The organism is Micromonospora sp. WMMD998 (assembly GCF_029581235.1).
In the GTDB taxonomy this organism is placed as follows: Bacteria; Actinomycetota; Actinomycetes; order Mycobacteriales; family Micromonosporaceae; genus Micromonospora.
This window is the reverse complement of sequence record NZ_CP120740.1, coordinates 4295930-4313025: the sequence shown is the minus strand read 5'-3', so window position 1 is coordinate 4313025 and position 17096 is coordinate 4295930. Positions and strand designations below refer to the sequence as shown.

The window sequence follows — 17096 nt, the reverse complement described above, 5'->3', positions numbered from 1 at the left end:
CCACCCCGTACGCTGGGTGACCGTGGACCGCCTCATCCTCGGCCGCCCGCTACGCGGCGTCGCGTTCGACGTCGCCGTCTCCGGGCTGGTCGTCCTCGTCGCCGTGCTGGGCCTCGCCGCCGGGCAGGGCGGCCTGCCGGCGTTCACGGTCGGGGTGGCGATGGCGGTGGCGCTGCTCTTCCGGCGTACCCACCCGTCCGCGGTCGCCGTCGCGGTGGCCGCGCTGGCGCTGCTCCAGGTGATCGTCGGCTGGGGCCCGCTGGGCTACGACATCGGCGTGCTGATCGCCCTCTACAGCGTGGTCAAGTACGCCGACCGCGCGCGGGACGGCATCCTGGCCGGGATCGGCGCCGCGATCGGCGTGCTGCTCTGCGCGCTCTCCTGGCCGGGGCCGGCGCCCTGGTGGGCGGGCACGCTCTACTACGGCCTGATCACCGGCGCGGTGTGGCTGGTCGGGCTGAACGTGCGGACCCGCCGGCTCTACGTGCTCAGCCTGGAGGAACGCGCCGCGACGGCGGACCGGGAGCGGGAGGCGGAGTCCCGGGCGGCGGTCGCCGAGGAACGCGCCCGGATCGCCCGCGAGCTGCACGACGTGGTCGCGCACAGCCTGGCCGTGATGATCGTGCAGGCGGACGGGGTGCGGTTCACGCTCGACCGGGACCCGGCGACCGCGCGGGAGGCGGCCAAGGTGGTGGCGGATACCGGCCGGCAGGCGTTGGAGGACATGCGGCGGCTGGTCGGCGTACTCCGGGAAGCCAGCCGGCCGGAGCCGGCCGCGCTGGCGGACGGGCCCACCGGCGAGCCGGCGCACCGCCGCCCGGCGCTTGTGGAACTGCCCGGGTTGCTCGACCGGTTCCGCGCCGCCGGTCTGCGGATCGACTGCGCCGGCGCCGGCACGGCGGTGCCGCTGCCGCCCGGCCTGGAGCTGACCGTCTACCGCGTGGTGCAGGAGAGCCTGACCAACGCGCTCAAGCACGCCGGCGTGGGCGCGTCGGTGGAGCTGACGCTCGACTGGGACCCCGACACCGTCGCGGTCCGGGCCGTGGACGACGGACGCGGCCGTCCGGTGGTGCGGCCGGCGCCGTCCGGCGGGCACGGCCTGGTCGGCATGCGGGAGCGGGTCGGGGTGTACGAGGGCAGCCTCGCCGCCGGCCCCACGCCGGCTGGCGGCTGGCGGGTCGAGGTGCGGCTGCCGCTGCCCGCCGCGGCCGGCGCCGAGGTCAGGGGCGGGTGACCGGCTGGCCGCCGGCGTCGTCGTCGCCGCCCCCGGCCGGAGCGGTCGTGGTGGTGGTCGTCTCGGTCGGGGCGCTGGTCGGGGACGGCGCCGAGGTGGTGGTCGGCGGGTCGCTCGGCGGGGTCGGCGTCGTCGACGGCGCCTTCGACGGGCTCGGCTGGTCGGACGGGCTCGGTGAGACGCTCGGCGAGACGGAGGTCGAGGTCGACGGCCGGCCGCCCGGACCCGCCGGACGGTAGGTGACGTCGCCGCCGCCGCTCGACGGCCCGGCGGTGACCGCGGTGTCCGCCACCGAGTTGCTCGGCGCGACCGCGGGCCGGGTGGAGTCGATCTGGGTGGCCGGGGCGTTGGCGTCCGTGGTGGCGGCCAGCAGCGCGCCCAACGCGGTCACCGCCACCAGCACCGCGCCCAGCGCGCCGACGAGCGCGCCGCGCCGCCCCCCGCGCCGCGGGCGGGCGACGGTGGCCGCCGTGCGCACCACCGGCTGCTCGTCGCGGGTCCGCCCCGGACCGGCCGCGCCCCGCAGCGCCGCCGGCACCGTCGCGGTCGCCGAGCCGCCGCCGGCCGCCCGCGCCGCGTCGGCCATCGCCGCGGCGCTCGGGTAGCGGTCCGCCGGGTCCTTGGCCAGGGCGCGGGCCACCAGCTCGCGGACCGGCGCCGGGATCTCCGCCGGCAGCTCCGGCGGCTCGTCGTCGAGATGGCGCACGGCGACCTGGAGCGGGTTGTCGCCGGTGAACGGCGGGTTCCCGGTCAGGCAGCAGTAGGCCACCGCGCCCAGCGCGTACAGGTCGGTGGCGCCCGAGACCGGACGCCCCGCGGCCTGTTCGGGCGCCATGTAGAGGGCGGTGCCGGGAACCGCGTTCGCGCTGGTGATGCTGGTGACGTTCGTCGACCGGGCGACCCCGAAGTCGACCAGGACCACGGTGCCGTCCTCCTGCACGAGCAGGTTGCTCGGCTTGACGTCGCGGTGGACGATGCCGCGGCCGTGCGCCCCGTGCAGCGCCTGCGCCGTCTGGGCCACGATCGACATGGTCTCGGCGACCCCGAGCTGCCCGGCCGCCTCGATCCGCCGGGACAGCGGCTCCCCGGCCACGAACTCCATGACCAGGTAGTCGGCGCGGCTGCCGTCGGGCAGCTCGTCCTCGCCGCAGTCGAAGACCTGGACCACGCCGGGGTGGCGCAGCGACGCCATGATCCGCGCCTCGGAGCGGAACCGGGCGATGAAGTCCGGGTCGGAGACCAGCGCCGGCAGAAGCACCTTCACCGCCACCTGACGGCCGAGCACCAGGTCCTTCGCGCGCCAGACGTCGCCCATGCCGCCGGTGGCGACACGGTCATCCAGGCGGTACCGACCGCTGAGTACGACGTCGGAGGTGAGCATCCCCATACCGTACCCACAGCGGTCGCGGAGTATTTCCGGCGATCTCTCCCGTCGCTGCCGGCGACCGGCTCCGCACCGGTCAACCGAACGGTCGGCCGCGGCGCGGCCGGTGCGCTGACCGTGACCGACCGGGTGCGATCCGCCAGCAAGTGCCGGTCTCCCGCCGGATGTCCGTTCTTTTCGCCCCCGCTCCGCGATGGGCGGCACGCGGTGGTGGTCTTCGTTACATCGACACGCCGACGTCGGCGATAGACATTTCTCTCCTCTTTTCGCCCGTCCGTGCCTTGTCGGCCCCGCCGTGGCCTCCTAGCGTCGGCCCGGCTCCCGCTCGCCTCGGAACGCCGGTACGGTATGACCCGCCCCGGCCGTGCCGGCGGCAGTGTCGAGGTGCGCACCGGTTCCGTGCCGGTGCCGAGCAGCGGGGGGCCGGGGTGCGGATGGCGGTGTGCTCTCCCGCGTCGGCGAACGCCCGATCCCGCACCCGTGCCCCGCGCGGGCGCCGACCGTGACCGTGGAGCTGAACGAGGCCGTCGCCGCGGCGCAGGCCGGCGACGAGGAGGCGTTCCGCTTCCTCTACCGCGCCCTCCAGCCGGCGCTGCTGCGTTACCTGACCACGCTCGTGGGCGCCGACGCCGAGGACGTGGCCTCGGAGACCTGGCTCCAGATCTCCCGGGACCTGCCGTCGTTCACCGGCGGTGAGTTCCGCGCCTGGTCGGTCACCATCGCCCGCAACCGGGCCATGGACCACCTGCGTCGGCAGCGACGTCGTCCCACGGTGCCGGTGCCGACGCAGGACCTCAGCGACCTGGCGGCGGACTCCGACACCGCCGACCGGGCCGGTGAGGCCCTCGGCACCGCGAGCGCGCTGGCGTTGATCCGTACGCTGCCGCCGGCCGAGGCCGAAGCGGTGATGCTGCGCGCGGTCATCGGCCTCGACGCGAAGACCGCCGGGCGGGTGCTGGGCCGGCGGGCCGGCGCGGTGCGTACGGCGGCGCACCGCGGGCTGCGCCGGCTGGCCGTGCTGCTGGAGCGCGCCGCCCCGGAGAACGCCCCGGGCGCGGTCGCGCCCCGTCCCCGCACCGACCGCCCGGCGCCGCACGCGCCCGAGGCCGAGCCGGCGGAGGGCTGATGTGAGGGGAATCGGCATGAACTCTGCCCGGCCCGGCGGGCCGGCCGACCGGTCGGAATCCGACCGGCTCCTGGACGCCGCGCGCGCCGCGACGCCCCCGGTGGCCGACGCCGCACCCGCCGCGACGTCGCCGGACGTCGACGCCGCGCGCGCCGGGACGCCACCGGTGGCCGGCGGCGACGCGCTGGCCCGGCTGCTCGCCGCCGCGGCGGCCCCGGCCACCCGCGACGAACTCGACGGGGAGGAACGGGCGCTCGCCGCCTTCCGGGCCGCCCGGGCGGCCCCGGCCCCGGTTGCCGCATCGCGTCCGCGTCGCCGCCTGCGGGTCGCCGCCGCGTTGTCCGGGCTCGCCGCCACCACGGTCGCCGGGGTGGCGTTCGCCGCCGTCCGCCTGGACCGTGGCCCGGAGCCGGTGCGCCCGTCGGTGTCGACCTCGACCGGCGTCGGCCCGTCCGGTGTCGGCACGTCGGGTGCCGGGCCGTCCGACGCCGGTCCGTCGCGGCCCACGCCCAGCGGCCCACCCGGTGAGGCGTCCGGCGCGGTGCCGTCGCCCGCGCCGTCGGTCTCCGCCGCGCCGACCGGTGCCCCGTCCGTCCCGCCGCCGGTCGACGCCAAGCTCGCCGCCCACTGTCGCGCCTACCTGGCCAAGCCGGAGCGGCAACGGGCCAAGGCCCTGACCAAGCCCGGCTTCGCCGACCTGGTGGCCGCCGCCGGTGGCCCGGACCAGGTGGAGAGCTACTGCCGGCGGATGACGCCGGCGCCGACGGGACCGGCGCAGAAGGAATCGGCGCCGAAGGGACCGCCGCCGAAGGCGCCACCGGACGCGGGCGACGGCGAGCCCGGTCGCGGCGACGAGGACTGAGCCGTCCGCCCCGCCGAACTCCGGACAAATATTCATCTTCCCGAGAGCGTCAGATCCTTCTGCTAGACAGAGGATGGTGGGACACGCGGGCAGACGGTGCGGTCGTCCGTCTCCGGGAGAGGAGCCGTCACGTGGTGATGTCGCCGGAGCTTGATCGGGGCACCGTCCTGGGGGACGAAGCCGCGGCCCGCGGACACCTCGCCAGGATCTGCTTCAAGACCGGTCCACCCACCCTCACCGGCGTCGAACTGGAATGGACGGTGCACGACGCCGCGGACCCGGCCCGCCCGGTCGACCGCGAGCGACTGCGCGGGGCGTTGGGGCGGCACCGCCCCGTCACCCTCGACCCCACCAGCCCGGCCGACGAGCTCCGGCACGGCGGCGCCGTGACCGTGGAGCCCGGCGGGCAGGTGGAGATCTCGGCGCCGCCGCGACCGTCGGTCGCCGCGCTCCTCGCGGCCACCGAGGCCGACGTCGCCGAGCTGCGGGCCCTGCTGGACGCCGCCGGCCTCGTGCTGGGCCCCTCCGGCATGGACCCGTGGCGACCGCCGCGTCCGGTGGTGGAGACCCCCCGCTACCGCGCCATGCGCGGCGTCTTCGACCGGCACGGCCCGGCCGGTCGGACGATGATGTACAGCACGGCCGGGCTCCAGGTCTGTCTGGACGCCGGTGAGCCGGACCAGGTGGCGCAGCGCTGGGCCGCCGCGCACGCCGTCGGCCCGCCGCTGCTGGCCGCCTTCGCCACCGCCGACCGGCAGGCGGGCCGGCGGACCGGTTGGGCGTCCGCCCGGATGGCCGCCTGGCTGGCCATCGAGCCGGCACGGACCCGCCCGGTGTGGTCCCCGGGGCGGGCCGACCGCGACCCGGCGGCGGCCTGGGCCGATTACGCGCTCGCCGCGCCGCTGCTCTGCGTGCGCGGCGACGGCCCCGACTGGGCCCCGCCGGAGGGCGTGACCTTCGCCGACTGGCTGGCCGGGGCGCTGCCCCGCCCGCCCACCACCGACGACCTGGAATACCACGTCAGCACGCTGTTCCCGCCGGTCCGCCCGCGCGGCTACCTGGAACTGCGCTATCTGGACGCCCAGCCGGGCCGGGAGTGGACCGTGCCGGTGGCGGTGCTGGCCGCGCTCTTCGCCGACCCGGCGACCACCCGGGACGCGCTGGCCGCCGCCACGCCGGTCGCCGACCGCTGGCACGCGGCGGCCCGGCACGGGCCGGCCGAGCGTGCGCTGGCGACCGTCGCGGCGACCCTGTTCGACCTGGCGCTGGCCGCCCTGCCCGGGCTGGGCCTGCCGGCCGGCCGCCACGACCAGACCCACCGAGCGATCCGGCGGCGACGTGCCGCCGCGGAGAGGGGACACCGGTGACCACCATCGAGCGGCCGGGTGCCGACGCCGAGCGGCTGCGCGCCCGGATCGCGGCCGAGTTGGAGCGCACCCGCGCCCGTACCGCGTCGCTGACCGACGCCGTGGACGACGACGACCTGGTCCGGCAGCACTCGACCCTGATGTCGCCACTGGTCTGGGACCTGGCGCACGTCGGCAACCAGGAGGAGCTGTGGCTGGTGCGCGACGTGGGCGGGCGCGACCCGGTGCGTCGCGACATCGACGACCTCTACGACGCCTTCAAACAGCCCCGCAGGGACCGGCCGTCGCTGCCGCTGCTGCCCCCGGCGGAGGCCCGCGCCTACGTGCGCACGGTGCGGGACAAGGTCTACGACCTGCTGGACGGGATCCGTTTCACCGACCGCAGGCTGGTCGAGGACGGCTTCGCGTTCGGCATGATCGTGCAGCACGAGCAGCAGCACGACGAGACCATGCTCGCCACCCACCAGTTGCGTGCCGGCGCTCCGGTGCTGCCCGCCCCGCCCCCGCCCGAGCCCCGGGTGCGCGTCGGCGGCGAGGTGCTGGTGCCGGCCGGGCCGTTCACCATGGGCACCTCCACCGACCCGTGGGCGCTCGACAACGAGCGTCCGGCGCACACCGTCGACCTGCCGGCATACCGCATCGACGCGACGCCGGTGACGAACGGCGACTACCGCGCGTTCATCGCCGACGGCGGCTACGACGAGCCGCGCCTGTGGAGCGAGGCCGGCTGGCGGCACCGGGTCGAGGCCGGTCTGACCGCGCCGCTGCACTGGCGGCGGGACGGCGACGGCTGGGCCTACCGCCGGTTCGGCCGCTGGTCCGCGGTGCGCGACGACGAGCCGGTGGTGCACGTCTGCTGGTACGAGGCGCAGGCGTACGCGGCCTGGGCCGGCCGGCGGTTGCCCACCGAGGCGGAGTGGGAGAAGGCGGCCCGCTGGGATCCGGCGACCGGCCGCTCCCGCCGCTACCCGTGGGGCGACGAGGACCCCGGCGTCGCGCACGCGAACCTCGGGCAGCGGCACCTGTGGCCGGCGCCGGTGGGCGCGTACCCCCTGGGCGCCTCGCCGCTCGGCGTGCACCAGCTCGTCGGCGACGTCTGGGAGTGGACCGCCAGCCCGTTCCGGGGGCATCCCGGCTTCACCGCGTTCCCCTACCGGGAATACTCGGAGGTCTTCTTCGGCGACGACCACCGGGTGCTGCGGGGCGGGTCGTTCGGCACCGACCGGTCGGCCTGCCGGGGCACGTTCCGCAACTGGGACTACCCGATCCGGCGGCAGATCTTCAGCGGCTTCCGCTGCGCCCGCGACGCCGACCCCGGGGAGTGACGCGGCCGATGTGTCGTCATCTCGCGTACCTCGGCCCCCCGGTCACCCTGCGGAGCCTGCTGCACGACCCGCCGTACGGGCTGCTGCGGCAGTCCTGGGCGCCGCGCGACATGCGCGGCGGCGGCACCATCAACGCCGACGGCTTCGGCGTCGGCTGGTATCCGGACGGCGCCGACCCGGTCCGCTACCGGCGGGCCCAGCCGATGTGGAGCGACACGACGCTGCCCGAGCTGGCCGCGGTGACGTCCGCCGGGGCGGTGCTGGCCGCCGTCCGCTCGGCGACGGTCGGCATGCCGCTGCACGAGACCGCCGCCGCGCCGTTCGCGGAGGGGCGCTGGCTGTTCAGCCACAACGGCGTGGTCCGGGGCTGGCCGGACAGCCTCGTCCCGCTCGCCGCCGGGCTGCCCGTCCGCGACCTGCTCACCCTGGACGTGCCGACCGACGCGGCGTTGCTCTGGGCGTTGGTGCGGCACCGGCTGCGGGCCGGCGCGGAGCTCGGCGCGGCGGTGGCCGACACGGTCGCGGCGGTCGGCGCGGCGGCGCCCGGCTCGCGGCTGAACCTGCTGCTGACCGACGGGGTGACGGTCGCGGCAAGCGTGGCCGGGCACGCGCTGTCGGTGCGGCGCGGCCCGGGTTCGGTGCTGCTGGCCTCCGAACCGTTGGACGACGACCCCGGCTGGCGGGCGGTGCCGGACGGGCGTCTGGTGGTGGCCACCGCGACCGGGCTGGACATCCGGGAGTTGACCGCCGCGGAGCTGACCGTATCGGCCGGGAGCAGAGAGGACGCCTGATGAACGCGGAGCCGTTGGAGATCCACCTGGAGGAGCGGGACCTCGACCGCGCGTTGCGGGAGGACGTACGGGTCGGGCTGACCGCGGCGCCGAAGTGGCTGCCGCCGAAGTGGTTCTACGACGCCCGGGGCAGCGAGCTGTTCGAGGAGATCACCCGCCTGCCGGAATATTATCCGACCCGGGCCGAGCGGGCGGTGCTGGCGGCGCACGCCGACGACATCGCGGCGATGACCGGCGCGAAGACGCTGATCGAGCTGGGGTCGGGCTCCTCGGACAAGACCCGGCTGCTGCTGGACGCATTCACCCGCCACGGCGACCTGGGCACGTTCGTGCCGCTGGACGTCTCGGTCAGCGCGTTGCGTTCCGCCACCGAGCTGATCGCCGCCGCGTACCCGGGGCTGCGGGTGCGGGGCATCGTGGGTGACTTCACCCGGCACCTGGACCGGCTGCCCACCGGCGGCCGGCGTCTGGTGGCGTTCCTCGGCGGCACCATCGGCAACCTGCTGCCGGCGGAGCGGGCCGGTTTCCTCGCCGCGACGCGGGCGGCGCTGGAGCCCGGTGACTGGCTGCTGATCGGCACCGACCTGGTGAAGGACCCGGGCGTGATCGTGCCCGCCTACGACGACGCGGCCGGGGTGACCGCCGAGTTCAACCGCAACGTGCTGCGGGTGATCAACCGGGAGTTGGGCGCGGACTTCGACCTGTCGGCGTTCCGCCACGTGGCGGTCTGGGACCCGGACCGGGAGTGGATCGAGATGCGGCTGCGCGCCGAGCGTCCGACCCGGGCGCGGGTGCTCGACCTCGACGTCGCGTTCGCCGCGGGTGAGGAGCTGCGCACCGAGGTGTCGGCCAAGTTCCGGCCGGCGGGGATCGCGGCGGAGCTGACCGAGGCGGGGTTCGCGCGGCAGGCGTTCTGGACCGACCCGGCCGGGCTGTTCGGGGTGAGCCTGGCCCGGGCCGACTGACCGCCGCCGTGGTTCCGGCCACACCGGGCGACCGCGTGCGGCGGCGATCGGCTAGGCTGGCCGGCGCGAAGGGGAGTAGCCCCCAATGTCGTGGTCGACACACTGGTGCGTTCCGCATCCGGCCACGCGGCCCCGGTCCCCGGGGCGGGCGAGACCTTCGACTCAGGCTGTCGCAGCCGGGTCGAGGGCACCCCTGTCTCTCCTCCCGGCTTGATCGGGAAGGTTCACATGGACGGTTTCCTCGTCGCGCTGGTGGTCAGCTTCGGCGTCATCTTCGTCGCCGAGCTGGGGGACAAGTCCCAGCTCATGGCCCTGACGTTCGCCACACGCTTCCGGCCTCTGCCGGTCCTCATCGGCATCACCGTCGCCACCGCCGTCGTCCACCTGGCCTCGGTGGCCATCGGTGTCGGTCTCCACGCGGCCCTGCCCACGGGCTGGATCTCGCTCGTCGCCGGCCTGGCGTTCCTCGGCTTCGGCGCCTGGACGCTCCGCGGTGACAAGCTGACCGATGAGGAGAAGCGCAAGGCCGAACGCGGCACCAGGTCGGCGATCGTCGCGGTCGGCGTCGCGTTCTTCCTGGCCGAGCTGGGCGACAAGACCATGCTCGCGACCATCACGCTCGCCACCAAGTACGGCTGGTTCGGCACCTGGCTCGGCTCGACGCTCGGCATGGTCGCGGCGGACGCGCTGGCGATCCTGGTCGGCCGGATGCTCGGCCGGCACCTGCCGGAGCGGGCCATCCGCTACGGCGCGGCCGTGCTCTTCGCCATCTGCGGCCTCTGGCTGATCTTCGAGGCGATCCGGGAGCTGAGCTGATTCCGGCTCGGGTGATCGGGTACGACCTCGGTGGGTAAGGACCAAGCGTGACGCCGTGACGGTGTGACGAGATCCGACGAGCGGGAGGTTCCGCGTATGAGCAGGCATGACGAGCCCAACGAGTACGGCTTCGCCGGGGGCGCCACCGCGCCGGAGCCGCCGGCCGGCGGTCGCGCGGACGAGCGGGACCGCGCCGAGCAGGTCGCGGTGCCGGGTGACGACCTGACCGAGCCGGTCGCTGACGCGCTGGAGGAGACCGGGGACGACGACGGGGCCCGTCGCGCCGGGCGGCGCTGACCCGCCCGCGGCGCCGGCCGCCGTGCCTCGCCTTCCGGGGGCACGGCGGCCGGCGCCGCGCAGGTCAGGCCGGGCGTTCCTGGTAGACGTCGGGCACGCCGTCACCGTCGACGTCCCGGCTCTCCCGCTCGCTGATCCGCCGGTAGGCCCGGTTGCGGCGGATCAGCACCGCCGCGGCCAGGACGGCGGAGGTCAGCGAGCCGAGCAGCACCGCCACCTTGACGCTGTCCTCCTCCGGGCTGCCCGCGCCGAACGCCAGCTCACCGATGAGCAACGACACCGTGAAGCCGATGCCGGCCAGCAGCGCCAACCCGATCAGGTCCGTCCAGGTGATCTCGTCGTCCAGTTCGGCCCGGGTGAACCGGGCGAGCAGGTACGCCGACCCGAACACGCCGACGACCTTGCCCAGCACGAGGCCGGCGACCACGGCGAGCACCACCGGGCTGGTGAGGACGTCGCCCAGGCCCACGCCGACGACTGTCACACCGGCGGCGAAGAACGCGAACACCGGTACGGCGAAGCCGGCGGAGACCGGCCGCCAGCGGTGTTCCAGCCGCTCGGCGAGCCCGGGCTCGCCCCGGCGGCTGCGGAGCACCGGCACGGTGAAGCCGAGCAGCACCCCGGCGACCGTGGCGTGCACCCCGGAGGCGTGCACGAGCGTCCAGGCGATCGCCGCGAGCGGGATCAGCGCCCACCACCAGGTGCGCCGCCGCTGCACCAGCAGCGCGAACCCGGCGATCGGCAGGAGCGCGCCGAGCAGCGGCAGCGGGTGGAAGTCGGCGGTGTAGAACACCGCGATGACGGTGATGGCGAAGAGGTCGTCGACCACGGCGAGGGTGAGCAGGAAGGCCCGCAGCCCCTGCGGCAGGTGCGAGCTGACGACGGCGAGCACGGCGAGCGCGAAGGCGATGTCGGTGGCGGTGGGGATCGCCCAGCCGCGTAGCCCCGAGCCGCCGGCGCCCACGGTCACCGCCAGGTAGATCAGCGCCGGCGCCACCATGCCGCCGAGCGCGGCCACCACCGGCAACGCGGCCCGTCGGGGGTCGCGCAGGTCACCGGCGACGAACTCGCGCTTGAGCTCCAGGCCGACCACGAAGAAGAAGATCGCCAGCAGCCCGTCGGCGGCCCAGGTGCCGAGGCTGAGGTCGAGGTGCAGCGGCGCGCCGCCGGGCCAGGGCACGTGGCGGCCCAGCGCCGCGTACGCCGAGCGCCACGGCGAGTTGGCCCAGATCAGGCCGAGGACCGCGCCGAGCAGCAGCAACCCGCCGCCGACCGTCTCGGTGCGCAGCACGTCGGCCAGGAAGCGGGCCTCCGGCCAGGAGCGGCGGGACAGCAGGCGGAACGGGGGCGGGGTCTGTTCGGGCATGCGGCGTCCGTTCGGGAGCAGGGGTCGACGACGTGGACGCCGACCAGGCTTCCCGGCACACCGGGATCAACCGTAACGGCTGCTCCCGGTGGCGGCGAGCGGAACCGGTGGGACATGTCTCTCATGATCCGGGCGCGGGGGTCCCCCCGGCCGGCGGCTCACCGTTGCCCGGGCAACGCCGGCAGGGACGCGCCGCTGTCGCAGAACACCGCCAACCGCTTGATCAGCTCGTCCGGGTCGGCGTACGGGTCCAGCCCGCGCACCTCCTCCGGGTCGAGCGGGGGCACCGGCACGTGGGAGATCAGCGGGTGCAGCGGGCGGGTGTCCGACTCGTCGGCGCCGAAGAGGTGCTCGTGCAGTTTCTCGCCCGGACGCAGGCCGGTGTAGACGATGTCCACCGGGTGGTCCGCCTCGGCGGCCAGCCGGCGTGCCACGTCGGCGATCCGGACCGGCTCACCCATGTCGAGCACCAGCGCCTCGCCGCCGCGACCGATCGTGGCGGCCTGCAGGACCAGGTGCACGGCCTCCTGCACGGTCATGAAGTAGCGGGTCACGTCCGGGTGGGTGACGGTGATCGGCACGCCGGCGCGGATCTGCGCCTGGAACGCGGTGAGCACCGAGCCGCGGCTGCTGAGCACGTTGCCGAACCGCACGCTGAGGTAGGTGCCGCCCAGCCGCTGCGCCTGGTGGGCGGTGAGCCGCTCGGTGATCCGCTTGGTGTAGCCGAGCACGCTCGTCGGGTTGGCCGCCTTGTCGGTGGAGATGTTGACGAACTCGGCCACGTCCCGGCATGCCTCCAGCACGTTGAGGGTGCCGCGGATGTTGGTCTGGATGGCCTCGCCGGGGTGCCGCTGGAGCATGGTCAGGTGCTTCAGCGCCGCCGCGTGGAACACCACGTCGGGCTGCCGGTCGGCGATCACCCGGGCGATGCCCTCGGCGTCGCGGATGTCGGCCAGGATCAGTTCGGGGCCGTCCAGCAGTGCCCGGCCGTGCAGCGACATCTGGAGCGCGTGCAGCGCCGACTCGTCCCGGTCGAGCATCATCAGTTCGTCCGGCTCGCACCTGGCGATCTGCCGGCAGAGCTCCGAGCCGATCGAGCCGCCCGCGCCGGTGACCAGCACCCGGCGTCCGGCCAGCCCGCCGCGTTCGACGGTCAGCTCGGCGACCCGGTGGGCGCGGCCGAGCAGGTCGGTGAGTTGGAGGTCGCGTACGTCGGTGACGGCGACCGGACGGTCGAGCAGCTCGCGCACCGGTGGCAGCACCTTGAACGCGGCCCCGGCCTCCAGCGTGCGGGCACGCACGTCGCGCAGCAGCCGCGGGTTCGAGCCGCTCATCGAGAAGATGACGGTACGGGCGCCGGTGGCGCGGATCACGGTGCCGAGTTGCTCCCGCCCGCCCAGCACCCGGAGCCCTTCGAGCCGGAGGCCGCGGCTGTCCGGGGCGTCGTCGAGCAGGCCCACCGGCCGGTAGTTGCTGTCCGGGTCGTGCAGCAGCACCCGGACCAGGCGCTCGCTGGCCGCGTCGACGCCGTAGACGAGGCAGCGTTCGGCGTGCCGCGGGACCGGTTGGCGCCGGTCGGCGTGCGCCCGCCACAGTCCGCGACCGGTCGCCATCACGACGAGCGCGACGGCGCCGCCGACCAGCGGGGTGGTCGCCGGGACCGGCCGCTGCGTCCAGGGCAGCACGGCGGCGAGCGTGACCACGGCGGCGATCCCGACGGTGGCGGCCAGCCCGCGGGCGTCGCCGGCGCTGCCGATCGGGTAGCGGCCGTAGACGCGGGATCGCAGCGAGGCGAGGAGCGCGTAGAGCACGGCGCAGGCGAGCGCCACGCCGAGGGCGCGGGCGCTGCGGGCGCCGGTCAGCTCGAACTCGTACCGGGTCCAGGCGGCGCCGAGAAATCCTCCGCACCACGCGGCCGTATCGAGCGTTAACAGGGAGAGGGTGGCGGCGCGGTGGGTGGTTCGGCTGTGGGGTCGCACGGCGTCCTCGGCGGCGGTGGCTTCACGATCCATGGGTTGCCCTCTGCAGTCCATCCATATTAAGCGGATTTGCGTCATCCGTGCATGTCTGGTCGTTTATATTCATCCGGTCACCCGACGTGGTGAATGGGTGATTCGATCCTGGCATGGCTACTGGGGCTTTTAGGGGGCTTTCGTGCAGTTTCATCGGCAGACCGGCGTGTCGCGAGGGGGAGCCTGATGGATGTCTTCGGCTATCTGCGCCTGGTCCGACGCCACTGGTGGATCGTGCTCGTCACGGTGATGCTGACCGTGGGTGCCGCCGCCCTGGTGACGGTCCGCACCACGCCTCGCTACCAGGCCTCGGTGACCTTCTTCGTCAACACGCCGAGCCAGGGCGTCACCGCCGCCTACCAGGGCAGCCTCTTCCTCCAACAGCGGGTGAAGTCCTACGCCGACCTGCTCACCAGCGACCGGCTGGCGCAGAGCGTGGTCGCCGACGCCCCGCTCGGGCTCACCGCCGACCAGGTGCGCGGCCGGATCGCCACCTCCACCAAGCCGGACACGGTGCTGCTCACGGCCACCGTCACCGACACCGACCAGAACCGGGCGCTCAAGACCGCCGAGGCGCTCTCGGCCAAGTTCACCGACCTGGTCAAGAAGGTGGAGACGCCGGGGGACAACGAGCCGTCACCGATCAAGATCGAGGTGGTGAGCGGTCCGCGGGTGACGTCCAGCCCGGTCTCGCCCCAGCCCGTGCGCAACCTGGTCCTGGGCGGGCTGCTCGGCCTGCTGGCGGGTGCCGCCCTGGCGGTGCTGCGCGGCCTGGCCGACGTCCGGATGCGGGACGCCGCCGCGCTCCAGCGGGTGACCGGCAGCCCGCTGCTGGGTGAGATCCCGTTCGAGACCTCCGCGCGGACGGCGCCGCTCATCGTCGGCGACGCGGCCATCTCGGCCCGCGCCGAGGCGGTCCGTAAGCTGCGGACCAACCTGCGCTTCGTGGACGTGCACGAGCCGGCCCGGGTCATCGCGGTCACCAGCGCGCTCCAGGGCGAGGGAAAGACCACGATGGCCTGCAACACGGCCATCGCGCTGGCCGAGGCGGGCTGGCGCGTCCTGCTCATCGACGCCGACCTGCGCCGCCCCAAGGCCGCCGACTATCTCGGACTCGACGGCGGGGTCGGCCTCACCGACGTGCTCGTCGGCGACGTCCAGGTCGGTGACGTGGTGCAGCGGTGGGGCGAGAAGTCCCTGCTGGTGCTGCCCAGCGGCGCGACCCCGCCGAACCCCAGCGAACTGCTCGGGTCCAAGGCGATGGCGGATCTCCTGGTGGCGCTGCGCGAGTCGGCGGACATCGTGATCATCGACACCGCGCCGCTGTTGGCGGTCACCGACGGCGTGGTGGTGGCGGTGCAGGCCGACGGCGCGCTCCTCGTCACCCAGCAGGGGCGGACCTCGCGCAGCCAGGTGGCGGCGGCGGCCCGGGCGCTCAACTCGGTGTCGGTACGCCTGCTCGGCTGCGTGCTCAACATGTCCAAGGTGGGCAAGGCGGACGCCTACCAGTACGAGACGTACAAGGTGGTCGTGCCCGCGCCGCCGGTGCCGACCGACCGGGCCGAGGCGACCCGGCGGGATGGGCAGGAGCCCACGGGCGACCGGACGCAGGAACTCACCCGGCTGTCGCGATGAGCGCGAGCACGGGCCGGATCGACCGCTCGATCTCCTCGGCGCAGCGCCGGAAGTCGGCCGGCGTACCCCCGACCGGGTCCCGCAGGTCGTCCGCGCCGGGGGCGGCAGGTTGCAGCCGCCCCCGGGCGCGGACGGCCGCGGCCACGGCCGCCCGCAGCGGGGTGTCCCCGTCGGCGCGGGCGGGCGTCGCCGCGGCGGCGAGCCGGGCGAACTGGCGCAGCGTGAAGGTGCGGCCCAGCGCGGCCGGTGCCAGCGCGGTGCAGGTCGAACGCTGCTGCCGGGTCGCGGTCAGCACCAGGGCGGCGCCGGTCAGGTGCTCCGGGCGTAACCGGCGGGTGCGGAAACCGGTGACGTCCGCGCCGGTCACCTCGACGGCGTACGGGTGCATGCCGCCGCCGTCGACCGCGTCGGTGCCGGCGCTGGCGGCCACCACCGGGAGGTCGGCCAGCAACCGGCGGGCGATGAACTCGGCCATCGGCGACCGGCACATGTTGGCCTGGCACACGAAGAGCAACCCGTCGAGCATTCGTACCCCTCTGGTCGGCGCGGGAGCCGGCAACGGCGCCGCGACGGCGTACGGCCGGCGGTCACAGCCGGTCGGAGAGGGGATGTCGGCATCGTACGCGGCGCGGACGCCGACGGCCCGGCGGGCCGCGCCGGGGGCGTGACCATGAGAATCGGCATCCTGTCGTACCACTTCCCGCCGGAACCGGCGTTCATCCCGGGCAGCCTCGCCGAGGAGTTGGCCGCCCGCGGTCACGAGGTGCGGGTGCTGACCGGCTTTCCGGACTATCCCGGCGGGCAGGTCTATCCGGGCTGGCGGCAGCGGTGGCGGCACCAGACGCACAGCGAGCGGCTGACCGTCCGCCGGGTGCCCCGGTACACCGCTGGTGACGGTGCACCCGGGGCGCGCACGGCCGGCTGGCTCTCCTTCGCCGGCAGCGCGGCGCTCGTCGGCCGGCGCTACCTGAGGGACCTCGACGCGCTGTACGTCTTCCAGCTTCCCGCGGTGACCTTCGCCGCGGCCGGACTGCTCCGGTTGCTGGGCCGGGTGCCGACGGTGCTGCACGTGCAGGACGTGTGGACGGAGGAGGACCCGGCCCGGCCCGGCGGGTCGCGCCGGTGGACGCGGCGGCTGGACGCCGGCCTGCGCCGGCTGTACCGGGAGGCGGCCGTGGTCGCGGTCAGCGCGCCGTCCATGCGGGACCTGGTGCTCGCCGGCGGGGCCCGGCCGGACCGGGTCCGCACGGTGCTCAACTGGACCGACGAGCGCCTGTTCCGCCCCGCCGAACCCGGCCCGGTGGCCCGGCGGCTGATCCGTCGGGACGGCAGGTGCGTGGTGATGCACGCCGGCACCATCGGCGTACGACAGGGTCTGGAGACCGCCGTCCGCGCGGCGGCGGCGCTCGGCGACCGGACGGACCTGGTCCTGGTCGGCTCGGGGAGCGAGGAACGGCGGGTGCGGGGCCTCGCCGCCGAACTCGGCGCCGACAACATCCGGTTCGTCGAGCGGCGTTCGCCGGCGGACATGCCGCAGTTGTACGCCGCCGCGGACTACCAGTTGGTCATGCAGCGCGACCTGCCGGAGTTGCGCGGCACCGTGCCGGGCAAGTTGCAGGCCGCGCTCTCCTGCGCCGCCCCGGTGCTCGCCTCGGCCGGCGGCGACACCGCCGAGCTGGTGGAGCGGGCCCGGGCCGGGCTGTCCTGCCCGCCCGAGGACTGGACCGCGCTTGCCGACCGGTTCTGGCTGGCCGCCGCGATCCCGCCGGCCGCCCGGGCCGACATGGGCCGCCGGGGGCGGGAGGCGTACCTGCGGCAGATGTCGCTGCGGGCCGGCGTCGAGCGGGTCGAAGGGCTGCTGCGCGAGGCCGCCGGATCGCGACGAAACGAACAGAACCCGCTTCAGGTCATCTAGC

15 protein-coding genes are annotated in these 17096 nt (G+C 75.2%); 11 read left to right on the top strand and 4 right to left on the bottom strand.

The features are described from left to right. The first annotated feature begins 16 nt into the window (after positions 1-16). Positions 17-1234 (top strand): sensor histidine kinase, encoded by a 1218-nt coding sequence (locus O7619_RS19735; RefSeq protein WP_282282576.1) that lies wholly within the window; start codon positions 17-19, stop codon positions 1232-1234. On the opposite strand, the gene O7619_RS19730 is transcribed toward O7619_RS19735, so the two are convergent. After that, positions 1221-2615, bottom strand: coding sequence for a serine/threonine-protein kinase (locus O7619_RS19730; RefSeq protein ID WP_282282574.1), 1395 nt, complete (start codon positions 2613-2615; stop codon positions 1221-1223). The genes O7619_RS19735 and O7619_RS19730 overlap by 14 nt on opposite strands. Positions 2616-3120: 505 nt before the next feature. Between O7619_RS19730 and O7619_RS19725 the strand changes: the two genes are divergently transcribed. The 8 genes from O7619_RS19725 to O7619_RS19690 all read left to right on the top strand — a co-directional run bounded on the left by O7619_RS19725 (position 3121) and on the right by O7619_RS19690 (position 10167). Then, positions 3121-3744 (top strand): RNA polymerase sigma factor, encoded by a 624-nt coding sequence (locus O7619_RS19725; protein ID WP_282282571.1) that lies wholly within the window; start codon positions 3121-3123, stop codon positions 3742-3744. Positions 3745-3760: 16 nt separating this feature from the next. Then, positions 3761-4606: a hypothetical protein gene (locus tag O7619_RS19720; RefSeq protein ID WP_282282569.1), complete on the top strand. Its 846-nt coding sequence runs from the start codon at positions 3761-3763 to the stop codon at positions 4604-4606. 131 nt (positions 4607-4737) lie between these two features. Then, positions 4738-5973 carry an ergothioneine biosynthesis glutamate--cysteine ligase EgtA gene (gene egtA, locus O7619_RS19715; protein ID WP_282282567.1) on the top strand — a complete coding sequence of 412 codons (1236 nt, stop codon included), beginning with the start codon at positions 4738-4740 and terminating at the stop codon, positions 5971-5973. Beyond that, positions 5970-7298, top strand: coding sequence for an ergothioneine biosynthesis protein EgtB (gene egtB, locus O7619_RS19710; RefSeq protein ID WP_282282566.1), 1329 nt, complete (start codon positions 5970-5972; stop codon positions 7296-7298). The genes egtA and egtB overlap by 4 nt, the downstream gene beginning before the upstream one ends. 8 nt (positions 7299-7306) lie before the next feature. Further along, entirely contained in the window at positions 7307-8089 is a 783-nt protein-coding gene (egtC, locus tag O7619_RS19705; protein ID WP_282282565.1) for an ergothioneine biosynthesis protein EgtC, read from the top strand. Next, a complete protein-coding gene (gene egtD / locus O7619_RS19700; RefSeq protein WP_282282564.1) occupies positions 8089-9054 on the top strand; it encodes an L-histidine N(alpha)-methyltransferase in 966 nt (321 codons plus the stop codon). The genes egtC and egtD overlap by 1 nt, the downstream gene beginning before the upstream one ends. 228 nt (positions 9055-9282) lie before the next feature. Further along, entirely contained in the window at positions 9283-9870 is a 588-nt protein-coding gene (locus tag O7619_RS19695; RefSeq protein ID WP_282282563.1) for a TMEM165/GDT1 family protein, read from the top strand. A gap of 96 nt (positions 9871-9966) precedes the next feature. After that, the gene (locus tag O7619_RS19690; protein ID WP_282282562.1) at positions 9967-10167 is read left to right on the top strand and encodes a hypothetical protein; all 201 of its coding nucleotides are present in this window, start codon (positions 9967-9969) and stop codon (positions 10165-10167) included. Between the two features lie 64 nt (positions 10168-10231). Here O7619_RS19690 and nhaA read toward each other — a convergent pair whose 3' ends face one another. Then, positions 10232-11533 carry a Na+/H+ antiporter NhaA gene (gene nhaA / locus O7619_RS19685; protein WP_282282561.1) on the bottom strand — a complete coding sequence of 434 codons (1302 nt, stop codon included), beginning with the start codon at positions 11531-11533 and terminating at the stop codon, positions 10232-10234. Between the two features lie 158 nt (positions 11534-11691). Beyond that, the gene (locus O7619_RS19680; RefSeq protein ID WP_282282560.1) at positions 11692-13545 is read right to left on the bottom strand and encodes a nucleoside-diphosphate sugar epimerase/dehydratase; all 1854 of its coding nucleotides are present in this window, start codon (positions 13543-13545) and stop codon (positions 11692-11694) included. Positions 13546-13731: 186 nt separating this feature from the next. On the opposite strand from O7619_RS19680, the gene O7619_RS19675 reads away from it, so the two are divergent. Then, positions 13732-15180 (top strand): polysaccharide biosynthesis tyrosine autokinase, encoded by a 1449-nt coding sequence (locus O7619_RS19675; RefSeq protein ID WP_282282559.1) that lies wholly within the window; start codon positions 13732-13734, stop codon positions 15178-15180. Here O7619_RS19675 and O7619_RS19670 read toward each other — a convergent pair. Beyond that, positions 15161-15706, bottom strand: a complete 546-nt coding sequence (locus tag O7619_RS19670) for a low molecular weight phosphatase family protein (RefSeq protein WP_282282558.1) — start codon at positions 15704-15706, stop codon at positions 15161-15163. The genes O7619_RS19675 and O7619_RS19670 overlap by 20 nt on opposite strands. 144 nt (positions 15707-15850) lie before the next feature. On the opposite strand from O7619_RS19670, the gene O7619_RS19665 reads away from it, so the two are divergent. After that, positions 15851-17095, top strand: coding sequence for a glycosyltransferase family 4 protein (locus tag O7619_RS19665; protein WP_282282557.1), 1245 nt, complete (start codon positions 15851-15853; stop codon positions 17093-17095). The last annotated feature ends 1 nt before the right edge of the window (position 17096 follow it).